The sequence below is a fragment of the Croceibacterium mercuriale genome (genome assembly GCF_000802385.1).
In the GTDB taxonomy this organism is placed as follows: domain Bacteria; phylum Pseudomonadota; class Alphaproteobacteria; order Sphingomonadales; family Sphingomonadaceae; genus Croceibacterium; species Croceibacterium mercuriale.
In genome coordinates, this window is sequence record NZ_JTDN01000001.1 from 980,408 (window position 1) to 1,002,587 (window position 22,180).

The following is a 22,180-nucleotide window of genomic DNA, read 5'->3' on the forward strand; positions in this document are numbered from 1 at the left end:
GGCAATGACCTCTCGCGAACTGACCAGCCTGCGATCCCTTGCTCCGGTCCCGGGCGACGATGCACCCGCAACGCAGCTGAGCGATCGGCTGCATCGCCTGTTCTACGGCGCAATCGGCTGGCCGTTCCTCGCGTTCAGCCTGTGGGGCGGGACGCGGGCCAGCAAGCGGCACCTGCTGGCGCGGATCGGCCTGAAGGAAGATGCGCTGCCGCATCTGGGCAGCTGGAAGGCGGATACGGGATTCCTGCACCGGATCGTGGACGCAGTCGAATTGCTGCGGCCGACCACCGTGGTGGAGCTGGGCTGCGGTGCATCCAGCCTCGTCACGGCGCGCGCCTTGGAGCTGAACGGCGGCGGGCGACTGGTCAGTTACGACCAGCATGGCGATTTCGTCGCCGCGACGCAGAGCTGGCTGCAGGAGGAAGGCGTCGCTGCCAGCATCCGCCACGCGCCGTTGCAGCCGGAGGCAAGCGGCGACTGGCCCGGCAGCTGGTATGCCCTGCACGATGTTCCCGAAAGCATCGATCTGCTGATCATCGACGGTCCGCCCTGGACCGTGCATCCCTTCGTGCGTGGCGCGGCCGACCAGCTGTTCGGCCGGCTGCGGCCCGGCGGCATGGTGCTGCTGGATGATGCGGCCCGCCCGGGCGAACGCGTCGTAGCGCGGCGCTGGCGACGGCGCTGGCCCGAAATCCGGTTCGAACGCGTCGGCGGCAGCACCGCAGGCACGCTGGCCGGTCGCAAGAGCGCGGATGTGATCCCGCTGCCCCGGCGGGAGATCGCCATGGTCGCAGGCGCCCGGCGCATCGGCTTTGCCGCGGCGCTGCTGCTGGGCGGATGGCTGCTGCATGACGCGGCGGAAAGCGTGGCGCCGGCGGCGCAGGCTGCGACCTTCGTTGACGATGCAGCCGCGTCCTATCGCGCCAGCCTGGCCCGGCATGCGATGGCCTCGCAACCGGAAAGCACGCAGCTGGACCGGGCCGAACTGGGCCGCGTCACCGGGCTGAACCTGCCGGTCATCCCGGCCGGCTGGCAGGTGCTGGACGTGCAGGTCTATCCGGCAAAAAGCGGCATGGCCGTCGCCACGGTGCTGCGGACGGACCAGGCGGAGACGGTGGCGCTGTTCGCGGCCCGTGCGGAAACACCTGCGGAGCAGCTGCCGATGCTCGACCAGCGGGACGCGCAGTCGGTGGCATATTGGGAGAAAGGCCCGGTCGCCTTCGCGCTGACGGGCGAACTGCCCGCCGCCCGGATCCGCAACCTGTCCGCACGCCTGGCCGGCAGCTGACGTCACCGGAGCGCCGCCGGAGCATGGCGGGCGCTTTGTCCGAACGCTCTTCGCAGACAGCAATGTCTCGACTATATAGCCGTGGCTAAGGAGGCGGCACGTGCGAACAGGCGACAGGACAGATCGGCGCGGCGCATTGCGGTTGGGTGCAGGGGCGGTAGCCCTGGGGGCGCTCGCCGGTTGCGGGCAGGCGCAGGATGCCGGCTTCACGGTGGTCACCACCTTCACCATCATTGCTGACATGGCCCGCAACGTGGCCGGCAATGCCGCAACGGTGTTGTCGATCACCAAGCCAGGGGCCGAGATCCACAATTACCAGCCGACCCCCGGCGACATGGTCAGCGCACGCGGCGCCGACCTGATCCTGTGGAACGGGCTGGGGCTGGAACAATGGTTCGAACGGTTCCTGGACAATATGGGCGATGTACCCTCCGCCGTGGTGTCGGACGGCGTGACGCCGATCGGCGTCGGCTCCGGGCCCTACAGCGGACGGCCCAATCCGCATGCCTGGATGTCGCCAACAGCCGCGCAGGTCTATGTCGGCAATATCGCCGCCGCGCTTGCCCGGCATGATCCGGTCAATGCCGCCACCTATGCCGCCAATGCGACCGCCTACAAGCAGCAGATCGAGCAGACGATCGCCCCGATCCGCGAGCGGCTGTCCGCGATCCCGCCGCAACGGCGCTGGCTGGTCAGCAGCGAGGGCGCATTCAGCTATCTGGCGCGCGATTTCGGCCTGCGGGAGCTGTATCTGTGGCCGATCAACGCCGACCAGCAGGGCACGCCGCAGCAGGTGCGCAGCGTGATCGATCAGGTGCGCCAGCACCGCATCCCGGCCGTGTTCAGCGAGAGCACGATCTCGCCAGATCCGGCGCAGCAGGTCGCGCGGGAGACCGGCGCCCGCTATGGCGGGGTGCTGTTCGTCGACTCCCTGAGCGAAGCGGATGGCCCGGTGCCGACCTATCTGGAACTGCTGCGCATCACGACGGGCCGCATCGCGGAGGGCCTGGCCTGATGGACGGAGCGGAGGGCGGTTCCGGCCTGGACATCCGCCATGCCACGGTCACCTACCGCAACGGCCACACGGCGTTGTCCGACGCATCCTTCTCCATTCCCACCGGCACCATCGCCGCGTTGGTCGGCATCAATGGCAGCGGCAAGTCGACCCTGTTCAAGGCGATCATGGGCTTCGTGCCGGTGCGCGGCGGCTCCGTGTCCGTGCTAGGCCGGCCCGTGCGGCAGGCTTTGCGCGAGCAGCTGGTCGCCTATGTGCCGCAGAGCGAGGACGTCGACTGGAACTTCCCCGTGCTGGTGCGCGATGTGGCGATGATGGGGCGCTATGGCCGCATGGGGTTCCTGCGCCGGCCCCGCGCCACCGATCGGGCGGCGGTGGCGGACGCGCTGGAACGGGTCGGCATGACCGCCTTTGCCGACCGGCAGATCGGTGAACTGTCCGGCGGCCAGAAGAAGCGCGTGTTCCTGGCCCGCGCGCTGGCGCAGAACGGGCGCGTCATCCTGCTGGACGAGCCGTTCACCGGGGTCGACGTGACCACGGAAGAGTCCATCATCGCCCTGCTGCGCACCTTGCGGGACGAGGGGCGGGTGATGCTGGTGTCCACCCACAATCTCGGCAGCGTGCCGCTGTTCTGCGACCGCACGGTGCTGCTGGACCGGACGGTGCTGGCCGCCGGGCCGACGGCGGAGGTGTTCACCGAAGCCAATCTGCGCCGCGCCTTCGGCGGCGGGCTGCGCAGCCACGCGCTGCCGACCGAGGCGGGGCAGGGCACCACGACCCTGCTGTTCGACGACGAGCATCCGTTCATTCTCCACGACCGGAACGGCGACGCATGAACCTGGGCGCGCTGCTGGGCGAGCCGTTCGGCTATGGCTACATGGTCAACGCCATCTGGGTCAGCGCCCTGGTTGGCGCGGTCTGCGCCTTCCTGTCGGCCTATCTGATGCTGAAGGGCTGGTCGCTGATCGGCGATGCGCTGTCGCACTCGATCGTGCCGGGGGTGGCGGGCGCCTACATGCTGGGCCTGCCGTTCGCCTTCGGTGCATTCCTGTCCGGCGGACTGGCGGCGGCGGCCATGCTGGTGCTGAACCGGCGTACCCGGCTGCGCGAAGATGCGATCATCGGGCTGATCTTCACCTCCTTCTTCGGTCTGGGCCTGTTCATGGTGTCGATCTCGCCCACGTCCGTGAACGTGCAGACCATCGTGCTGGGCAACATCCTGGCGGTAACCGCCGCCGACACGCTGCAGCTGGCGATCATCGCTGGCGTGTCGCTGGCCATCCTGCTGGCCAAGTGGAAGGACCTGATGCTCGCCTTCTTCGACGAGAACCATGCCCGTGCGGTGGGGTTGAACCCTGCCGCGCTGAAGATCCTGTTCTTTGCCCTGCTGGCTGCCTGCACCGTGGCGGCGCTGCAGACCGTCGGCGCACTGCTGGTGATCGCGCTGGTGGTGACGCCAGGGGCTACTGCCTACCTGCTGTCGGACAACTTCCCGCGCCTGATCGCCATCAGCACCGCGATCGGCACCTGCACCAGCGCTGCCGGCGCCTATCTCAGCTATTTCCTGGATGGCGCCACCGGCGGGGTCATCGTGCTGTTGCAGACCGCGGTGTTCCTCCTGGCATTCGTGTTCGCGCCCAAGCACGGTGTGCTGGCGGCGCGGCGACGGGCGCGACCGGTCGTCACGGCGGCGGCGGAGCGGTGATGGACCTGCTCGCCCCCTTCGCCTTCCCTTTCATGCAGCAGGCCTTCCTGGTCGGGGCGCTGATCGCGATCCCGGCGGCGCTGCTATCCTGCTTCGTGGTGCTGAAGGGCTGGTCGCTGATGGGGGATGCGGTCAGCCATGCCGTGCTGCCGGGCATTGTGCTGGCCTATGTCGCCGGCCTGCCGCTGCTCCTCGGCGCCTTCGTGGCGGGCCTGGGCTGCGCGCTGGCCACCGGCGTGCTGAAGGATCATTGCCGGGTGAAGGAGGACACGCTGCTGGGCGTCGTCTTCTCCGGCATGTTCGCGCTGGGCATCGTGCTGTTCACCAAGGTGCCGACGAACGTCCACCTGGACCATATCCTGTTCGGCGACATGCTGGGGGTGAGTGGCAGCGAGATCGTGGAGACGGCGATCATTGCGCTGATTGCCGGCACCCTGCTGCTGCTGAAATGGCGCGACCTGCTGCTGCATGCCTTCGACCCGCAGCAGGCGCGTGCGATCGGCCTGCCTGTGCGGGTGCTGCATTATGGATTGCTGTGCGTGCTGACGCTGGTGGTGATCGGCGCACTGCGCGCGACGGGCATCATCCTGGCCGTTGCGTTGCTGATCGCACCGGGGGCTATCGCCTTCCTGCTGACCAATCGCTTTCAACGGATGCTGGCGGTGTCGGTCGGTGTTGCGGTCGGTGCCAGCCTGCTCGGCGTCTATCTCAGCTTCTTCCTGGACAGCGCGCCGGCACCGACGATCGTGCTGATCCTGACGCTGATCTTCATCGCCGCCCTGTTCCGGTCCGGCCCAGTGCCGACGACGCACACACACGAAGGCGCAACGCCCGGACGATGATGACGACAGCCCGGTCAGCCACCATCCTGCTCGAGCGTCCAGTACGGAGTATCGCCGTCGAACTGGCGGACGGCCCGCGGGGTGGTCAGCTCCGGTCGTGACCAGGCCAGGCGGACCCAGGGGCTTGCCGCATCGGTGCGCAGGCCGGCAATGACGCTGTCGAAGATGTCCGTCGATCCGTCGCCCGCCCACATGTTGCGGGCCAGGACGAAGTCGGCCGCGTATTCGGACCAGGAGGGATAGGTGCGCTGCACGTCGCGCCCGACATCCAGCATGTAGGCCCAGGCTTCATCCTCGGAGAGCCAGCCGAGCATCAGGCCGGCGCGCGCCAGCATGATCCCGCGTGCCGCATCGAATGCCAGCAGCGAGGACGAGCGGATATCACCGACATTCGCCTGCACGGCATCCAGCCGCCACAGCGCGGTTCTTGCATCCTCCGCCGCCTCGCCGCCTTCGCGAAGGGCGGATCGATACTCCTCCCGCCGGGCCGCGACCGCCGGCCGCCAGAGCATGCAATAATAGCGGACGAGCCGCACATGATCCTTCCGGTGCCCGTCATTCCCGAGGTCGGTCATCCGCCCGACCAGTTCGGCCCGGTTCGTCGCTCCCCAGCTGTCGGCAAGGATATGCGCGTTCAGCCCGTCCTCCGGTTCGCCGGTCGGGGCATCGGCATGGAAGCCCTGCGCGACATGGTACATCGCGCCCAGCGCGTAGGCCCAGGCGCGCGTCTCGTCGGCGATCGGGTGATCGGACAGGATGATGGCGGGAGCGACGGTCATGGCGCTGCTTTCGTCAGGGAATAACGACGGATCTCGGACCATGCGCCGTCGCGGGTCTGGACGCGCATGGTCATGTAGGTCAGCGATGGCGGTGCGACGAAGCCCAGCTGCATCGGCATGGTCGGCACCGGCATGGCCGTGGTCGGCTGCGGGGTTTCCGCGCCGATGCGGATCTCCGCCAGGCCGTTGCGCAACGTGACCATGGGCGACCAGTCCACATAGATGCCGTCCGGCTCCTGCCGCGTCACCAGCCATGGTGTGGCGGGATCCTTGATGGCGCGGATCGCATCGGCCTCGGCCGGGGCATCGTCCGTCGTGGTGGCGGCATCGGGTGCGGAACGGAAGTGATCGATCCCCATCTTGATCGCACCCATGGCGATGATCGCCACAATGATCACCAGCAGCGTCAGCTTGCGATTGGCCGGCGGCATCCCTGTATCTGCCGGCATGGCGCGCGCCGGCGCGGCGACCCTGGACGGGGCGACTGCCAAGGGCGGGGTGGCTGTCGCGGCGATCGCATCCCCAAGCAGGGGCGGGCCTTCGACCGCCTCGCGCAGAACCGCAAGCGCCTCCCCGTCGAAGCGGGGCAGCAGATATCCGCCATGCTCCAGCAGTTCGTCGAACAGCGTGCGGACCCGCTGCCGTTCCTCTTCCGACAGCGCCCGGTCCGACAATGCGGACAACACCTCGCGGCCGTTCAGCAGCAGCAGTTGCTCGACCCGGCCGGTGGCATCGCTGCCCGTGACCCGCAACCGGCGGAACCAGTCCTCGGCGGCGATCCGGTCCAGCAGCGCGGCGTGGCGCTCGGGATCGCTCCTGGCGGCATGACCGCCCATGTCGCGCCAGTCGAACCGGTCCGCGAGATGCCGGAACAAGCCGGGCGCGAGCGGCTCCGAGAAAGCCACGACGTGGAGCACGGCATCTTCCAGCGCGACCAGTGTCGCCGATCCCGGAGGATGCCGCGCGATCGTCGCATCGATCAGCGTGATCGCCCCGGCCGCATCGCCCGCGGCGCGGTGCGCCGCCAGTTCGTCCAGAAACGCGATCACCTCCGCGGATGGGGCACCGTCGCCTGCCTCGTCGCCGTCCGTTTCCAGTGACGCCAGCACCGCCTCGTAGGCCTGGCGCAAGGTCTGGAAGCCTTCGGGATCCTTGTCCGGCCCCATGTCGCGCAGCCGGGTCCGGTATGCCGCGCGCACCGCGTCACGGTCGCCGGTCGGCGCCAGGCCCAGCACGGTCCAGTCGGTCGGGGAAGGTGCCTGCATCATTGTTCCGATCCGGATTTCGCGTGCGACAGGGCGTGCCGCAGATGATCGGCGGCTTCCTCAATGCCCGCCGGATCCTGCGCCGACAAGGCTGCTTCGAACATGCCGATCGCCGCGCCGAGCATTTCGCGCTCCATGCCCAGCACTTCCTCGAACATGCGTTCGGCCCGCGCCAGCAGCAGCCGGTTGGCGGCCGCCTCGCGCGGGGCAGTCTTGATCCCGGCAAGCGCCTGCAACCTTTCCTCCGCCTCCTCCATCGTGGGCGCGTCGGGTCCGTGGCGGATGACGATCCGTTCGCTGGCACCCGTCGCCTGGGCGACGGCGGCAACTTCCAGGATGCCGTTCACATCATAGGTGAAGCGGACCTCGATCGGCTGTTCGCCGGCGCGGCGTGGCGACAGTGCAAGATCGAACTCGCCGAGCAGGATGTTGTCGCTCACCAGCCGCGCCTCGCCCTGGAAGATGCGGACGCCGACCTGCTTCTGGAAATCGCGTGCGGGCGACACATCGCGGGTGCGACTGACCGGCACCACGCTGTTGCGCTCGATGACGGACAGCATCCGGCCGGTCGCACGCCCGGTGGGGGTCGGCTCCGACACCTCGATGCCCAGCGTGTATGGCGCAACATCCGTCAGCACGACGTCGGCCAGCGCGGCAGAGCGCATCTTCAGGCCCGCCTGCACCGCCGCGCCGCGGGCGACCACCTCGTCCGGGTCGATCGATTGCAGGGGCAGCCGCCCGAACAGCCGCGCCACCTCCCGCCGGACAACCGGCATCCGCGTCGCGCCGCCTGCCAGCACCACTTGCGACAGCGTCTCCGGACGGATCCTGCTGTCGGCCAGTGCGCGGGCGATCGGCCGCCGCAGCCGCTCCAGCAGCGGCTCGCACAGTCCCGCAAACACGTCTTCGCGCAGGGACGCCCCCGCCATGGCACCACTGGGCAGGGTAACAGTCATCCTTGCTTCCCGACCTGCGGACAGCGTGCGCCGCGCCGCTTCGGCCGCCCGGCGCAGGCGTGCGGCCAGCCGCTGCCCGTCCGGCTGGGGGGAGAACGGATCAGGCGCCGTGATACCGGCAGCGTCCACGAACCAGGCGACGACGGCGTCGTCGAAATCCTCGCCACCCAGGAAGTTGTCGCCGGCGGTGGCGCGAACCTCGACGATCCCGTCCTCCATCTCCAGCACGGAGACATCGAACGTGCCGCCACCCAGATCGAACACCAGCACCGGACCGTCGCGCCCGGCATCACGGTCGGCCAGCCCGTAGGCTAGGGCAGCAGCGGTCGGTTCGTTGAGCACGCGTTCGACCCGCAGCCCGGCCAGCTCGCCTGCGCGACGGGTGGCGCGGCGCTGGGCATCGCTGAAATAGGCAGGGACCGTGATCACGGCTTCCTCGACCATATGCCCGAGCAGTGCCGCAGCATCGGCGCACAATGCGCGGATGACGAAGGATGACAGCTCTTCCGCCAGGAAGCTGCGCGTGCCGAGCGGGATCCGCCGGGACGTACCCATGTAGCGCTTGAACGCGGCGGCGGTCAGGTCGGGATGGCTCGCCAGCCGTTCGCGCGCGGCGGCGCCGACGATCACCTCGCCCGTACGATCAAGGCTGACGACCGATGGCGTGAGGAGGTGACCGAGCGGGTTGGGAACCAGTGCGGCCCCGTCTTCGTGCCATAGCCCGATCAGGGAATTGGTGGTTCCCAGGTCGATGCCGACGATCATCGTGGCACGGCACCAGTCGCCGGCCAGTCGAGCTTCACCCACGGGCTGCGCGCGTCCTCGTTCAGCCGCTTGACGGCACGGGCGAGGAACGTGCGACCGAGCATGTTGCTGCCGGGTGCCGATTTCTCGCCTTCCAGGAACGCCGCCCCCATATCGGACCAGCTCGTGAAATGATCTGCGGCGATCGGTATCAGTGCGGCAGCCCAGTCCATCACGCGCCCGGGTTCGACATGGCCGGCGCCGACCGCACCGGTGGCGACATGCGCCGCGCGAACCAGCCACACCGCTGCCTCGGGCCTCGTCGCCTCGCCCTCGCCGATGGTGTCCATGAAGGCGTTCACGAAGGCTGCCGCATCATCGCCATCCTCGATGTCGAAATCGCGGTTGAGCAGTGCCTTCCAGCTGTCGACCTCCTTGTCGGGCAGGCCGGCGCAGAACAGGTAGACTGGCGGGCGCTCCTCGTCCCTGGCCGTACCCAGTTCGCTCATGAACACCTCCCGGTACGGTGCGGCAATCGCGGTGAGCAGGCGCTCGGCGGTGGGCGTGGCTGCCAGCCGGCGTTCGAACACGGCCACCCGCTGGCGTTGCTCCGCAGCCGTGGCCTCCTTGTCGATGGCGATCTCCCGATCGGCCTCCTCGCTGCCTTCCGCCGCGCCTTCCTTGATGGCTTGCGCCATCTCCCGCAAAAACTTGAACACGCGCATGCTCCCCCGTTCCGCACCAGTGCAACAACTTGCGACGAGGGATCCTGTTTCTGACGGGCAGCATCGATGATCGACCGCGCGAAACGCCGTTCGGAGAACAGCCGGGGCAGATGCGGCAACGACAGTCAGGCTGGCAGTCTTTGACGGAAAACCATGGACCTGAAACAGATGCTCGATCCGCGATCCGGGGCCGGCGTGCAAAATTTCGCGGGAAAGTCCGCGTTGCCGGCCAATCTGGAATCTGGGGCGTTGTGCATGGCGGAGGGGGTTGATCCGTTCGACCTCCCGAACCCATAGGCGGAAAGCATCATGAGCAACGCACAGCAGGATCCCCCCGCCACCCATGACGACGAGGTCGCCAAGCTCGCCGATCTGATCGCCGACACCCGGATCTGCATGTTCACGACGGTGGACAGCGATGGCCGCCTGATGAGCCGTCCGATGGCGGTGCAGGAGGTCGAGTTCGACGGTGACCTGTGGTTCTTCACCAGGCAGGGCAGTCGCAAGGTGGAACAGATCGGCCAGCAGTCGCGGGTCAACGTCGCGCTTGCGTCGCGGAGCTCATGGGTGTCCGTGACCGGCATTGCCGAAGTCTTGCGCGACGTCGCCAAGGCCAGGGAGCTGTGGAATGCGAGCATATCGGCCTGGTTTCCGGACGGGCCGGAAGATCCTGACATCGTCCTGGTAAAGGTACATGCGGATGGCGCCGAGTACTGGGACAGCCCCGGCGCCGGGGTCGTATCGGTGCTGTCCTTCATCAAGGCGCGGGTAACGGGCAAGCCGTACCATATCGAAGATACCAAGGTTGATCTTTGAGGCGGCAGGATCCGGCCCGGCCTGCCGTTGCGAGACCGCGTCGATGCGGCGATCCGCAACGGCCGCCTTTACCCGCGCCGTACCCGTGCTAGCTTTCTCCTGAACAGGGGAGGCGCACGATGAAGCAGCACTGGGGCAACGGATTTCTGGCGGGTCTGTTCATGGCAGCGGCCATGCCCGCCACCGCGCAGGGGCGTGATCCGGCCGCCGAGCCGGAGAGCGTCTATATCCATGCGGGCCGCCTGCTGGCAGAACCGGGCCAGGCTCCCCGTGGACCAGCCACGATCGTGGTGCGGGGAGGGCAGGTTGCCGAACTGCGTGACGGGTTCGCCGCGCCCGAGGCCGGCGCCACGCTGGTCGACCTGTCAGACAGCTTCGTGCTGCCGGGGCTCATCGACCTGCACGTTCACCTGCTCGGCCCCGGCGGCGATCCGCTGGCGGACCGGCTGACCGCCATCAATCGCGACGTGCAGGACGACCTGCTGCAAGGCGTGGCCAACGCCCGTGCCACGCTTCGCGCCGGCTTCACGACGGTGCGCGATCTGGGCGGCGCCGAACGCTCGATCCGGGCCTTGCGCGATGCGGCACGGGCCGGATCGGTGGAGGCGCCCACCATCGTCAATGCCGGCTACATGCTCTCGGTCACCGGTGGCCATGGTGACGGGCGCAATGGCCTGGGCGACCGCTATGCCGACGCGCAGGGGCATCAGGAACATGTATGCGACGGCGTGGAGGACTGCGCCCGCGCGGTACGCCGGCAGGTTGGCCTGGGCGCCGAGGTGATCAAGTTCGCGGCCACCGGCGGGGTCCTCTCCAACGTCAGCGGCGGCCTGGGTCAGGCGATGACCTCGGCCGAGATGGCTTCCATCATCGACACCGCCCACGGGCTCGGTCGCCGGGTCGCCGCGCACAGCCACGCCGATGCGGGGACTAGGGCGGCGGTGGAAGCCGGCGTGGACACGATCGAGCACGGCTCCTTCCTCGAGCCGGAGACCATTGCACTGATGAAGCAACGCGGCACCTGGCTGGTACCCACCATGCTTGCTCCGCGCGCCGCGGTCGCCCAGGCGGAAGCCGGCGCCCTGCCGCCCGCCGTGGTGCCCAAGGCGCGCGCGGCCGTGGCCGCCGCGACGGACAGCCATGCCCGCGCCATCGCAGCCGGCGTGAAGATCGCCTTCGGCACCGATACCGGGGTCAGCACCCACGGCCGCAATGCCGAGGAGTTCGCCCTGATGGTGGCCGCCGGGATGACCCCCGCCGCCGCCATTCGCGCGGCCACCAGCGATGCCGCCGAGGTGCTCGGTCGCGCCGACAGTCTCGGCCGCATCGCCCCGGGCATGGCAGCCGACATCATCGCGGTGGACGGCGACCCGCTAGCCGATGTGCGCCAGCTTGAAGACGTGGATTTCGTCATGAAGGCGGGACGGGTCGTCTTGCAGGAGGACTGAGGGAAAGACGCTGCCCATAGCGGCATGACGTTCTCAGCGGGCTACAACCCTGCTAATCTTGTGGCGAATGGGAGAGCCGGTCATGAAGTCACTGCTTGCGAGCACCGCCGCGCTTGTTCTGCTGTTTTCTCCCGTTGCGTACGCGGATGCCCCGGACACCGCATCCGCAGTGTCCGGCACGGTTCAGATCGACAAGGCGCGGATCGACCGGACGCTTGCCGACATGGTGGCGAGCGGCCGCGCCGTCGGCGTCTCGGCCCTGGTCTGGCAGGACGGTCACGAAGTCTATTTCGGAACAGCCGGGCAGGCGGATCGCGAAGCCGAACGCCCAATGGGGCGCGACACCCTCGCGCAGATCTATTCCATGACCAAGCCGGTGACCGGCGTGGCGCTGATGAAGCTGTGGGAGGAGGGAAGGTTCGGGCTGGACGATCCGCTAGCGCGCTATCTGCCCGAATTCGGACAGACACAGGTGTTTGCCGGTCTCGACGCGGCGGGTCAGCCGGTCTTGCGGGCGCCGGACCGTCCTGTCCTCGTCCGCGACATTCTCCGCCATACCGCGGGTTTCGGCTACGGCGCAGGGGAAGACTTCCCCGGATCGGAATGGTCGCGCCTGGATCCCCTGAACCCGTCTCACGATCTGGCCGAGTTCGGCCGGCGCCTCGCCGAAGTACCGTTGCTTCTCGACCCCGGACGGGAGTGGCGCTACAGTGCCGCAGTCGATGTGCAGGCGCTGCTGGTGGAGAAGCTTACCGGCGTTCCGTTCGAGACGTATGTGCGCCAGCAGATCTTCGAACCGCTCGGCATGTCGCAAAGCGGCTGGAGCCAGCCGGAGAACCGTTTCGCCCGGCTTGCCGCGATGTATCAGAAAGGGCCGGACGGACAGCTGGAACGTGCCTCTGAACGGGAGCAGCGCGGGCTGAACTTCGATCCTGACCGCAGGCTCACGATGGGCGGGGCCGGTATCGCCTCGACCGTGGACGACTACATGCGCTTTGCCCGCATGCTGCTGAACAACGGCAGCCTCGACGGGGTGACCATCCTCAGGCCGTCCACGGTGAAGCTGATGGCGACCGACCAGCTCGACCCGCGCGTCACCGAACGCTCCTGGCTGTCCAGCAAGGGCACGGGCGGCTTCGGCATCGACCTCTTCGTCCGCACGGCCCGCCCGCAGGATGCTGCCGAGAACCGGGGCGCTGTCGGCGAGTACTTCTGGGATGGCCGGGCCTCGACGCTGTTCTGGGTGGACCCGGTGAACAGGCTGACCGCCGTGTTCTTTGTACAGGTCGTGCCGTTCGACGGCACGCTCCATCGGGATCTGCGGCGGGCGATCTACGGGGATGCCTACCAGGGACCTGCCGGCGACTGATCAGCCCTCAGGCGCGGCCGGTCACCGCGACGAGCGGATCGCTGGTACGTCCGTCGGCCAGTAGCTCCGTCGTGACGTCGGCGAAACCCGCACGCTCCAGATAGAGCCGCACCAGCGCCGCGTGGCCCGCGGTGTCGAGCGCGCGCCAGATCGCCACCGCCTTGGTCGGGAAGCAGCGATTGGAGAAGCTGACGATAAACGGTGCATCGGCAACGAGGGCACGGCGCACCTCGGCAAAGACGGCCACGGGATGCTGCAGATATTGCGCGCCGACGCAGCACATCGCCGCGTCAAAGGCGCCATCCTCCATTGGCAGCGCCGCATCCGCGTTCAGATCCTGCACGAACCAGCGGTCGAGCCGCGGATTGGCGCCGAGTTCCTGTGCGTTCATGCCGTGGCCCACGACCTCGCCGAAGCGCCGATCATCTGGCAGGTGGCTGACCCAGCTCGACATGAGATCGAGCAGGCGCCCACCTTCTGGCAGCAGGGTCCGGTAGAAGGCCGTCAGCGAAGCGGTCGCGCACTCGTCGATATGCGTGACGAGCCGCGGCGGCGCGTAGAAGGCCAGGTCATCGCCCCCGTCCTGCCTGGCAAAAGCGCCGGCCGGCAGCTCGGGAAGAGGATCGTCCGTCATTGGTCATCCTTTCGACCGGGCCCCTGCGCGGGGACGGGCCCGCGGCGCCGGCGATCTCGCCTGGCAGTGAGCCAGCGTTCACGAACCCATCGGCCATCATCGCGGTCAGAAGGCGTTTGTTCCCCCTCATTCCCGCCCGTTAGCGGAGCGCCGTTAGGGCGATCGGCGCCTGGCTCAATCCTCGTCGGGATGGCCGATCCTGTACGGACCCGATCGGGTTGCCAGCCTCTGTCCCTTCCAGCTCAGCCGTACAAGCCCGTCACGGACCAGTCCGTCGATCGCGAAATGGACCGCCGGCATTGCACCGCGCCAGTCCGGCGAGATCGCGCGCGCCACCTCGCTCGGGCAGATCGTCGCTTCCGGCGCGCGGTGCGCGAGCAGGGACAGCGTTGCGGCCCGTGGATCGGTCATCGGGCTCAACTCACCACCGCACGCCACCCGGTCAAGCCGCGAGAGGAGCCGGCCGGCTCAGGTGAGCGCACCGGCGACATCTGCTGCGAAGCGAGCGATGTCGAACCGCGCCGAGCCGGGATCCTCGCCACGCCGGATCACCACCAGGTGCCGGGACGGAATGACCATGACATACTGGCCCCGGCTGCCTTGCGCGGCGTAGCTGCCCTCGGGCAGGCCTTGCTCCGGACCGAACAGCCACATCGTCGCGCCATAGCCCGGCCCGCTGTCCGGCTGCGGCCCGCTTGCCGTGGTCATGGTGCGCATCCAGCCGTAGCAGGTCGTCCAGCTTGATGGTCTGTCGGGGGTCGCCAGGTCTCCATTCGAGCACGGACGCGGGCGCATGCAGCGCGTCGTCATTGGCGAGACCGATTAGCGCCGGCACGATCCTGTCATACTCAGGGTAGATGCCGGTCAACTCGTCGGTGTCGATCTGAACAGTGGTGCATCCGGCGTTGAAGATGCCGGAGCAGTAGAACGCCGCCTTGTAACCCGCTGCCATCGGGCGCTGATATGTCCCTGTCGAGGACTGCGCGGCGCTCTGCGTGCCGATGCGGGCAGACAGGAACAGGAGGGGGCCGGCTGCCTTGAGGATCCGCATGAGTGCATCTTCCCACACGCCAGGCTGGCGCGTCAAACCCGGGTGCGGGAGCGCAACGCTTGAGCAGCTGGCCGCCCGGTGTCGGAAAGGAAGCGACCGCATCCTTATATCTGGAAAGGGTGGTGGACGCACTTGGGCTCGAACCAAGGACCCGCTGATTAAGAGTCAGCTGCTCTACCAACTGAGCTATGCGTCCATCCCGGCATTGCCGTGAAGCCCGCGAGGGCGGTCTGCCGCCGCGGGAAGCGCCCCTATACAGATCGCTTGGCGCTTGAAAACCCCTGACTTGGCCTCACGCGTATTTTTCTGACGAAAGTTGCTACGGGACGCTCCGCCGGACCGTGGCACCGACCGGTGTGGCGGTCGCCGCTGGTACCGGACCGCTCTCGGGCTCGGGCGGGGGCGCCACGGCGTCGGTGGCGGCGGCACGGGGCTGCGGCCCGGCGCGGGCCTCCGCATCGACCTGGCGGGCCATGGCCAGCAGATCGGTCGGCGCAGGCGGCGGCACGGATTCACCGGCGGCTGCGGCATAGCGGGCATAGGTCGCCGCCAGCCGCTGCTGCGCGGTGCCGCCCCATTGCGCCTCCAGCTGGTGCAGCGCATCCAGCGCCTTTGGCGGATCGAACAGGAAGGTCATCACGTCGCGCGCGATCGGGTAGGCGGCGCCGGAACCGCCACCATGCTCGATCACCACCGCGCAGGCATATCGCGGATTGTCGAACGGCGCGAAGGAGATGAACAGGCCGTGGTCACGATACTTCCACGGACCGCTCTTGCCGCTGGCGACGGACAGGCTGACGACCTGCGCCGTGCCGGTCTTGCCCGCCATCAGGATGTTGTCGAGCGGCAGCCGCGCCCGGCCGGCGGTGCCGGGGCCGTTGACCACGTCGCTCATGGCCTTCTGCATGACCTGCACGTGATCGCCGTGGAAGTTCATGGACGGGAAGCTGGGCCGGTTCTTGCTCAGCAGCAGGCGCGGCATGATCTGGTTGCCGGTCGCCAGCCGCGCGGCCATGACCGCCAGCTGCAACGGATTAGCCAGCATGTATCCCTGGCCGATCGTCGCATTGACCGTGTCGAAGGGCTGCCACTTGCTCTCATACTTGCGCAGCTTCCAGGCGGGATCAGGCACCGTGCCGTAGAACTGGCTGGCGACCGGCAGCGGGAATTCCTGTCCCATGCCCAGCCGCTTGGCCATCGGGGCGATCACGTCCATGCCGAGCTGCTGCGCGAAGTGGTAGAAATAGACGTCGCACGACTGGTAGATGCCCTTGGCCATGTCGACGCTGCCGTGCCCTCGCCGGTTCCAGCAGTGGAACACGCGATTGCCCACCCGCAGGCCACCGCCGCAGCCGACGCTGGCGGTGGGGGACAGGCCCGCCTCCAGGAAGGCCATGGCCACCATCGGCTTCACGGTGGAGCCCGGCGGGTAGAGGCCCTTCAGCACCTTGTTGCGCAGCGGGATGCGTTCGTTCTCCGACAGCATCTTGTACTCGACCCGCCCGATGCCGTCGGAGAAGCTGTTGGGATCGAAGGACGGCATGGAGGCCATGCACATGAGGTCGCCCGTCAGGCAGTCGATCACCACGACGGAGCCGCTTTCCAGCCCGATGCGGCGGGCAGCGTAATCCTGCAACGGGCCGTCGATGGTCAGCTGGATCGGCTGGCCCTGAACGTCCTCGCGCGTTTCCAGGTCGCGCACGATCCGGCCACCGGCGGTCACCTCGGCCCGGCGGGCACCGGGCGTGCCGCGCAGAACCTGTTCGAACTGCTTCTCCAGCCCGTCCTTGCCCAGCTTGAAACCGGGGGTGACCAGTAGCGGATTGCGCTCCGCCTCCTCCCATTCCTCCTTGTTCGCGGTGCCGACGAAGCCGATCAGGTGGCCGACCGACGGGCCGGTGGGATAGAAGCGCGAGAAGCCGCGCTGCGGGATCACGCCATGCAGTTCCGGCAGCCGCACGCTGATCGCGGCGAAGCGGTCGTAGTCGATCCCGCTCGCCACCTGAACCGCGGCGAAGCGGGGCGACGCCTCCACCTTGTCGAGCAGGTCGGTCTTTTCCACCGGATCGAGCGCGAGCAGCTCGCTCAGCGTCTCGATCGTCGCGGCGGGGTCGTCCAGCCGCTCGGGAATGATGTCGATCCGGAACTCGGCCTGGTTGGAGGCGAGGGGGGCGCCATTGCGGTCCAGGATCCAGCCGCGGCGCGGCGCGATCAGGGTGAGGTTCACCCGGTTGCTCTCCGCCTCCATCTTGTACCGCTCGTTCTCCGCCACCGCGATGTAGCCCATGCGGGTGGCCAGCAGCAGGCCGATCCCGCCCTGGATGCCGCCCACGAGAAAGGAGCGCCGCTCGAAGCTCTGCGCAAGGCTGGATGGGGTGAACTTGTGGCGCACGTGGCGTTGGGCAACTCGGATGGCAGGAAACACGATCAGTCGATGCGGCGGACCCGTTGCAGGCGCAGGCGATCAAGCAGGGCGGCAGTCCGGGCGATAATGGGGAACAGCACGATGCAGAACAAGAGCTGAGAACCGACAAGCTGCACTTGCAGGTCGGTCAGCGGCACGCGCGCGAACAGGGTGGTGGCAGTGAGGTAGAGCAGCAGCAGCGTGCCGGCCGACAGCCAGTCCAGCCAGAACGACCGCCAGGGGAAGCGGATCTCGATCAGGTCGATCGCGATCAGCGCGAGCGAAAACAGCAGGATGCCGCTGCCCAGTGGCTGGCCGGAGAACAGGTCGTCGAACAGGCCGAGCGGGAAGCCCGCCCACAGCGGCAGCAGGTTGGGGCGGCCCAGCCGCCAGGCGATCAGCATCATGAACCCGAACGGGGGCAGGATCGGCACCGGGGCGATGATCGGCAGCCATGGGGTGAGCGAGGCCAGCATGATCGTGCCCCATGGCACGCCCAGCGCGCGGATGGGGGATTGCGTGCGATTGATGCTGCGCGACGGCCCGTCGGTGCGCACGCGCGAGACGACCGAATCAATCACCGCTCTGCGGCTCAACCACCGGGGTGACCTCCGGCGCGGACCTGCTGCCGGTGTCCGTCGCCGGATTGGCGGCGATGACGCTGGCAGTTTCCTCCGCATCCGCCCGTTCGGCCTCCGCTATGGAAGGGGCCTGCGATGCGGCGACGGCCTGCGGCTGCCAGATCGGTTCCACCAGCACCACGTCGGTCGCCGCCGGATTGCTCAGCAGCTGGGCAATGGCACCATCGCGCGTCAGGGCGGTGACCAGCGCCACCGCGATACCGGGACGGAACAGCCCGCCCGATCCGCTGGTGACGAAGACGTCGCCCTTCTTGATGGGATTGATGCCCAGATTGATCAGGCGCAGGCGCAGCAGGCCATCCGCCCGCCCTTCGGCAAAGGCGACCACGTCGTCGGTCGCGCGGCGGACCGGCACCATGCTTTCGGGGTCGGTCAGCAACAGCACCCGGCTGGACCGCTGGCCGGTCTCCAGCACGCGGCCGATCAGGCCCAGCGGGCTGCTGACGGGCATGCCCGGGCGGACGCCATCGGCCCGGCCGGCCGAAATCCAGGCGAACCGGCGGGTGCTGGCAGCGGTGGAACCGATCAGGCGCGCGGTGGCGATGGGGCGCGTTTCCCCGTCGGCCAGGCGCAGCACGGCCTTCAGCCGCAAGTTCTCCCGCCGGATTGCCTCCGCCTCCGCCAGCTTGACGCGGGCGATGCGCATCTCGTCGCGCAACTCGGCATTGCGGCTGCCGGCGCGGTAGTAGCCGGCGATCGCGTCGAACACGTTCTGCGAGGCGACGCGGCCGCCGGCGCCGGCCTCGCCGGCCGGACTGGCGAAGTCCGCCGCCATCGACCGGAGGCCGGCAAAGGCTTCAGGCCGGAACAGCGACAGGCTGAGCAGGACCGCACCCAGCAGCGCGCCGGACCCGGCCATGAGGTACCCGGCGAACAGGCCCAGCTGGGCCTTCCTGTTGCTACCCGGCCGGCGACCGGAAGGCAGCGCCATGGCTGCAGACCCTTATGCGAGTGTCGTGGATCAGGCGGTCATCAACACGCCGCGATACAGCGGATCTTCCATCGCGCGCCCCGTGCCCATGGCCACGCAGGACAGCGGATCTTCGGCGATCGACACGGGCAGCCCGGTCTCCTCGCGCAGGTGTTCGTCGAGGCGGGCGATCAGCGCGCCGCCGCCGGTCATCACGATACCCTGGTCCACGATGTCGGCCGCCAGTTCCGGGGCGGTGTTTTCCAGCGCGATGCGCACGCCTTCCACGATGGCGCCGATCGGCTCCGCCAGCGCCTCTGCCAGATTGCCCTGGTTGATCATGATCTCCTTGGGGACGCCGTTCACCAGGTCGCGTCCCTTGATGGAGATCGCCTCGCCGATGCCGTCTTCGGGCATGACGGCGATGCCGTAATTCTGCTTGATCCGCTCTGCCGTGGCTTCGCCGATCAGCAGGTTGTGGTGGCGGCGGACATAGGAGACGATCGCCTCGTCCATCTTGTCACCGCCGGTGCGGACGGAGGTGGTGTAGGCCAGGCCGCGCAGCGACAGCACGGCGACCTCGGTGGTGCCGCCACCGATGTCCACCACCATGGATCCGACCGGCTCCGTCACCGGCATGCCGGCGCCGATTGCCGCGGCCATCGGCTCCCAGATGAGGAACACCTCCGATGCGCCGGCATTGCTGGCGGCGTCACGGATCGCACGGCGCTCCACGCTGGTGGAGCCCGACGGCACGCAGATCACGATCTCGGGGTAGCGGAACAGGCTCTTCTTGCCATGCACCTTCTGGATGAAGTGCTTGATCATCGCCTCGGCGATCTCGATGTCGGCGATCACGCCGTCACGCAGCGGGCGGATCGCTTCGATGCTGTCGGGCGTCTTGCCCATCATCAGCTTGGCATCGTCGCCCACGGCCTTGACGCGCTTGACGCCGTTCAGCGTCTCGATCGCGACAACAGACGGTTCGTTCAGCACGATGCCGCGATCCTGCACGTAGACCAGCGTGTTGGCCGTGCCGAGATCGATAGCCATGTTCTGGGAGCCGAACTTGAACAATCTGCTGAAGTAGGAACTCATGGACATTCCGTCTTATTGGTGCGCCGGGGGCGGTTGGTGAGGCAAGGGGCAGGGCAGGGAAACCCGCCGCTCACAGGCGGCTCCTTAGCGTGGTGATCGCGGGAAGGCCAAAATAAATATGTCCACATGTGCAACACAAATTAACCGCCTGGCTCGAATTGCCGGCAGGTTGTCGCTACCCTGCCGGCCATGCCCCTGATCCGCCGCCTGCCAGAGACACTGATCAACCGCATCGCCGCCGGCGAAGTGGTTGAACGGCCGGCCAGCGCGCTGAAGGAACTGGTGGAGAATGCCGTCGACGCCGGCGCCACGCGCATCGGCGTGACGCTGCTGGAAGGCGGGCTCGACCGGATCGAGGTGGTGGACGATGGCTGCGGCATGGATCCTGATCAGATATCTCTGGCGCTGGAACGGCACGCCACCTCCAAGCTGCCGGAGACGCTGGTGGGCGAGGACGGCGCGCTGGAACAGGTCGCCACGCTGGGCTTCCGGGGGGAGGCGCTGCCGTCGATCGCCAGCGTTGCCCGGCTGGCGCTGGAAAGCCGCCCGCATGGCGCCGCGCAGGGCTGGCGTCGGGTGGTGGATCACGGCACGCTGGCCGAGGATGGCCCTTGCGCGATCCCCCCGGGCACGAAGGTGCGGGTGGAGCAACTGTTCGCCCGGGTGCCGGCCCGCCGCAAGTTCCTGCGCAGCGCCCGCAGCGAGTATGCCGCCTGCCTGGATGTGGTGCGGCGGCTTGCCATGGCCCGGCCGGACATCGCCTTCACGCTGCATCATGGCGAGCGTCGTATCCTGCAACTGCAGGGCGGCGAGGGACAGGCCGCCCGTATCGCGCAGGTGATCGACCGAGACCTGGCCGACAATGGCGTGGTGGTCGAATGGGTGCGGGAGACGGAACAGGGGCCCATGCGCCTGACCGGTCTGGCCGGCCTGCCGACCTTCAATCGCGGGATCGCCGACCATCAGTACCTGTTCGTCAACGGCAGGCCGGTACGCGATCGGCTGCTGATCGGTGCGGTGCGCGGTGCCTATGCCGAGATGCTGGCGCGTGACCGGCATGCGGTGCTGGCCCTGTTCCTGGACATGCCGGCGACCGAGCTGGACGTGAACGTGCATCCGGCCAAGACGGAGGTGCGGTTCCGCGATGCTTCCGGCGTGCGCGGCTTCATCGTGACGGCGCTGCGGCAGTCGCTCTCCACCGGTGATCGGCGCAGCGCGCAGGCGGCCGACGCCTCCGCCATGGCGCGGTGGCAGGTGGCTCCGCCGGGAGCTCAGCCATCATGGGCATCGCACATGCCCCCGCCTGCCGCCGTGCGCGAGCAGGTGGCGGCGTGGCAGGGCTTCGAAAGCATGGTGATGACCGCGCCGCTGGGCCGGGCCGAGATGGCGGAGGCGGAGCCGGAAGCCGCCAGCCAGCATCCGCTGGGCGTGGCCCGCGGGCAGGTGGCGGCGACCTACATCGTGGCGGAGGCGAGCGATGGCTTGGTGATCGTGGACCAGCATGCCGCGCATGAGCGGCTGGTGCTGGAGCGACTGCGAGCCTCCGGCGCGGCGCAGAAGGTGGCTGCGGCGCAGGCGCTGCTGATGCCCGAGGTCGTGGAACTGGACGAGCCGGCGTGCGACCTGCTGGAGGATGCGACCCAGGCCATGGCGCGGTTCGGCCTGCATTACGAACGCTTCGGTCCCGGTGCGCTGCTTGTGCGCGCAGTGCCCGGATCACTTGCGAAGGCTGATCCGGCAAGGCTGCTGCGCGATCTGGCGGACGATCTGGTCCAGCACGGTGCCGCGCTGCTGCTGGAGGAACGGATCGAGCATGTGCTGGCGACCATGGCCTGCCACGGATCGGTCCGCGCCGGTCGGGTGCTTTCGGTTACCGAGATGAATGCTTTGTTACGCGAAATGGAGGTGACGCCGCGCTCGGGCCAGTGCAATCATGGACGGCCGACCTGGGTGAAGCTGTCCATCACCGAGGTCGAAAAGCTGTTCGGGAGACAATGATGCGCCGCCTTGCCGTCCTGTTGCCGCTGGCGCTGATCGCTGCCTGTTCGGACCCCGACCCCCAGGCGGCTGCGGTCGATGCGGAGCGGGAGATCGCGCTGGTGGAACAGGCCAACAAAGCGCCACCCCCGGCGCGTCAGGTCGTGCCGGAAGCGATCGGCGCGCCGGAGATGGAACGCCACCAGTTGACGGGCGAAGGCTGCAACTATGCGCCCGGCACCAGCCTCGGCGCCCGCGTGCTGGCTGGACCTCAGGACGCCTGGATGAAGATCGACGGCGAGATGATGCGCTTCGCCGCCGATTCCGGTGCCACGCAGCTGGCAGCGGGATCGTGGGACCGGTATCTCAGTGCCGGCTACGAACTGCTGCTCGCGCTGGCGGAGGACCCGTCCGACCATCATTATGACGGGACCATCACCCTGCGCGATCCGCACGGGCGTATCGTGTATCGCGGCACCGGCTACGCGCAATGCAACCCGGTATAGCCCGCGT

The 22,180-nt window shown here is 68.2% G+C and carries 21 protein-coding genes and 1 tRNA gene; 10 read left to right on the forward strand and 12 right to left on the reverse strand.

The genetic code is table 11. From position 1 onward, the window contains the following. Positions 1–4 precede the first annotated feature (4 nt). From PK98_RS04420 to PK98_RS04440, 5 genes are all read left to right on the forward strand, one after another. Positions 5–1,288 (forward strand): class I SAM-dependent methyltransferase, encoded by a 1,284-nt coding sequence (locus tag PK98_RS04420; RefSeq protein ID WP_039094590.1) that lies wholly within the window; start codon positions 5–7, stop codon positions 1,286–1,288. Positions 1,289–1,388: 100 nt separating this feature from the next. Then, a complete protein-coding gene (locus PK98_RS04425) occupies positions 1,389–2,303 on the forward strand; it encodes a metal ABC transporter substrate-binding protein (RefSeq protein ID WP_039094592.1) in 915 nt (304 codons plus the stop codon). Next, entirely contained in the window at positions 2,303–3,139 is an 837-nt protein-coding gene (locus tag PK98_RS04430) for a manganese/iron ABC transporter ATP-binding protein (protein WP_039094595.1), read from the forward strand. Before PK98_RS04425 ends, PK98_RS04430 begins: the two co-directional genes overlap by 1 nt. Then, a complete protein-coding gene (locus PK98_RS04435; RefSeq protein ID WP_161792400.1) occupies positions 3,136–4,008 on the forward strand; it encodes a metal ABC transporter permease in 873 nt (290 codons plus the stop codon). Before PK98_RS04430 ends, PK98_RS04435 begins: the two co-directional genes overlap by 4 nt. Beyond that, the gene (locus PK98_RS04440; RefSeq protein WP_052208021.1) at positions 4,008–4,850 is read left to right on the forward strand and encodes a metal ABC transporter permease; all 843 of its coding nucleotides are present in this window, start codon (positions 4,008–4,010) and stop codon (positions 4,848–4,850) included. Before PK98_RS04435 ends, PK98_RS04440 begins: the two co-directional genes overlap by 1 nt. Before the next feature lie 14 nt (positions 4,851–4,864). Here the strand turns inward: PK98_RS04440 and PK98_RS04445 are convergent, their stop codons facing one another. The 4 genes from PK98_RS04445 to PK98_RS04460 are packed head-to-tail and all read right to left on the reverse strand — an operon-like array spanning position 4,865 to position 9,313. Then, entirely contained in the window at positions 4,865–5,629 is a 765-nt protein-coding gene (locus PK98_RS04445; protein ID WP_039094597.1) for a DUF1266 domain-containing protein, read from the reverse strand. Next, complete coding sequence (locus PK98_RS17000) at positions 5,626–6,897, reverse strand: J domain-containing protein (RefSeq protein ID WP_039094598.1); 1,272 nt, start codon at positions 6,895–6,897, stop codon at positions 5,626–5,628. Before PK98_RS17000 ends, PK98_RS04445 begins: the two co-directional genes overlap by 4 nt. Continuing rightward, positions 6,894–8,657: an Hsp70 family protein gene (locus PK98_RS04455; RefSeq protein ID WP_152608533.1), complete on the reverse strand. Its 1,764-nt coding sequence runs from the start codon at positions 8,655–8,657 to the stop codon at positions 6,894–6,896. Before PK98_RS04455 ends, PK98_RS17000 begins: the two co-directional genes overlap by 4 nt. Then, positions 8,612–9,313 (reverse strand): DUF1266 domain-containing protein, encoded by a 702-nt coding sequence (locus PK98_RS04460; protein ID WP_161792401.1) that lies wholly within the window; start codon positions 9,311–9,313, stop codon positions 8,612–8,614. The genes PK98_RS04455 and PK98_RS04460 overlap by 46 nt, the downstream gene beginning before the upstream one ends. 315 nt (positions 9,314–9,628) lie before the next feature. Here PK98_RS04460 and PK98_RS04465 point away from each other — a divergent pair, with 315 nt between their 5' ends. From PK98_RS04465 to PK98_RS04475, 3 genes are all read left to right on the forward strand, one after another. Then, positions 9,629–10,135, forward strand: coding sequence for a pyridoxamine 5'-phosphate oxidase family protein (locus tag PK98_RS04465; RefSeq protein ID WP_039094604.1), 507 nt, complete (start codon positions 9,629–9,631; stop codon positions 10,133–10,135). A gap of 119 nt (positions 10,136–10,254) precedes the next feature. Continuing rightward, positions 10,255–11,583, forward strand: a complete 1,329-nt coding sequence (locus PK98_RS04470; RefSeq protein ID WP_039094606.1) for a metal-dependent hydrolase family protein — start codon at positions 10,255–10,257, stop codon at positions 11,581–11,583. 169 nt (positions 11,584–11,752) lie between these two features. Further along, positions 11,753–12,952, forward strand: coding sequence for a serine hydrolase domain-containing protein (locus tag PK98_RS04475; protein ID WP_235425395.1), 1,200 nt, complete (start codon positions 11,753–11,755; stop codon positions 12,950–12,952). A 7-nt stretch (positions 12,953–12,959) separates the two neighbouring features. Here PK98_RS04475 and PK98_RS04480 read toward each other — a convergent pair whose 3' ends face one another. The 8 genes from PK98_RS04480 to PK98_RS04515 form a co-directional block, all read right to left on the reverse strand. After that, positions 12,960–13,586 (reverse strand): class I SAM-dependent methyltransferase, encoded by a 627-nt coding sequence (locus PK98_RS04480; protein ID WP_039094608.1) that lies wholly within the window; start codon positions 13,584–13,586, stop codon positions 12,960–12,962. Positions 13,587–13,760: 174 nt separating this feature from the next. Then, positions 13,761–13,997: a DUF3253 domain-containing protein gene (locus tag PK98_RS04485; RefSeq protein ID WP_039094610.1), complete on the reverse strand. Its 237-nt coding sequence runs from the start codon at positions 13,995–13,997 to the stop codon at positions 13,761–13,763. A gap of 57 nt (positions 13,998–14,054) precedes the next feature. Further along, the gene (locus PK98_RS04490) at positions 14,055–14,294 is read right to left on the reverse strand and encodes a hypothetical protein (RefSeq protein ID WP_200884971.1); all 240 of its coding nucleotides are present in this window, start codon (positions 14,292–14,294) and stop codon (positions 14,055–14,057) included. A gap of 463 nt (positions 14,295–14,757) precedes the next feature. Then, positions 14,758–14,833 (reverse strand) — tRNA-Lys (locus PK98_RS04495). A 123-nt stretch (positions 14,834–14,956) separates the two neighbouring features. Further along, complete coding sequence (mrdA, locus tag PK98_RS04500) at positions 14,957–17,029, reverse strand: penicillin-binding protein 2 (protein WP_039094612.1); 2,073 nt, start codon at positions 17,027–17,029, stop codon at positions 14,957–14,959. Positions 17,030–17,064: 35 nt separating this feature from the next. Next, the gene (locus PK98_RS04505) at positions 17,065–17,637 is read right to left on the reverse strand and encodes a rod shape-determining protein MreD (protein ID WP_235425396.1); all 573 of its coding nucleotides are present in this window, start codon (positions 17,635–17,637) and stop codon (positions 17,065–17,067) included. Beyond that, positions 17,615–18,613, reverse strand: a complete 999-nt coding sequence (mreC, locus tag PK98_RS04510) for a rod shape-determining protein MreC (protein ID WP_052208024.1) — start codon at positions 18,611–18,613, stop codon at positions 17,615–17,617. Before mreC ends, PK98_RS04505 begins: the two co-directional genes overlap by 23 nt. A 30-nt stretch (positions 18,614–18,643) precedes the next feature. Continuing rightward, complete coding sequence (locus PK98_RS04515; protein ID WP_039096235.1) at positions 18,644–19,690, reverse strand: rod shape-determining protein; 1,047 nt, start codon at positions 19,688–19,690, stop codon at positions 18,644–18,646. Positions 19,691–19,879: 189 nt separating this feature from the next. Between PK98_RS04515 and mutL the strand changes: the two genes are divergently transcribed. Continuing rightward, entirely contained in the window at positions 19,880–21,688 is a 1,809-nt protein-coding gene (gene mutL, locus PK98_RS04520; RefSeq protein WP_039094613.1) for a DNA mismatch repair endonuclease MutL, read from the forward strand. Then, a complete protein-coding gene (locus PK98_RS04525; protein WP_161792402.1) occupies positions 21,685–22,173 on the forward strand; it encodes a hypothetical protein in 489 nt (162 codons plus the stop codon). The genes mutL and PK98_RS04525 overlap by 4 nt, the downstream gene beginning before the upstream one ends. The last annotated feature ends 7 nt before the right edge of the window (positions 22,174–22,180 follow it).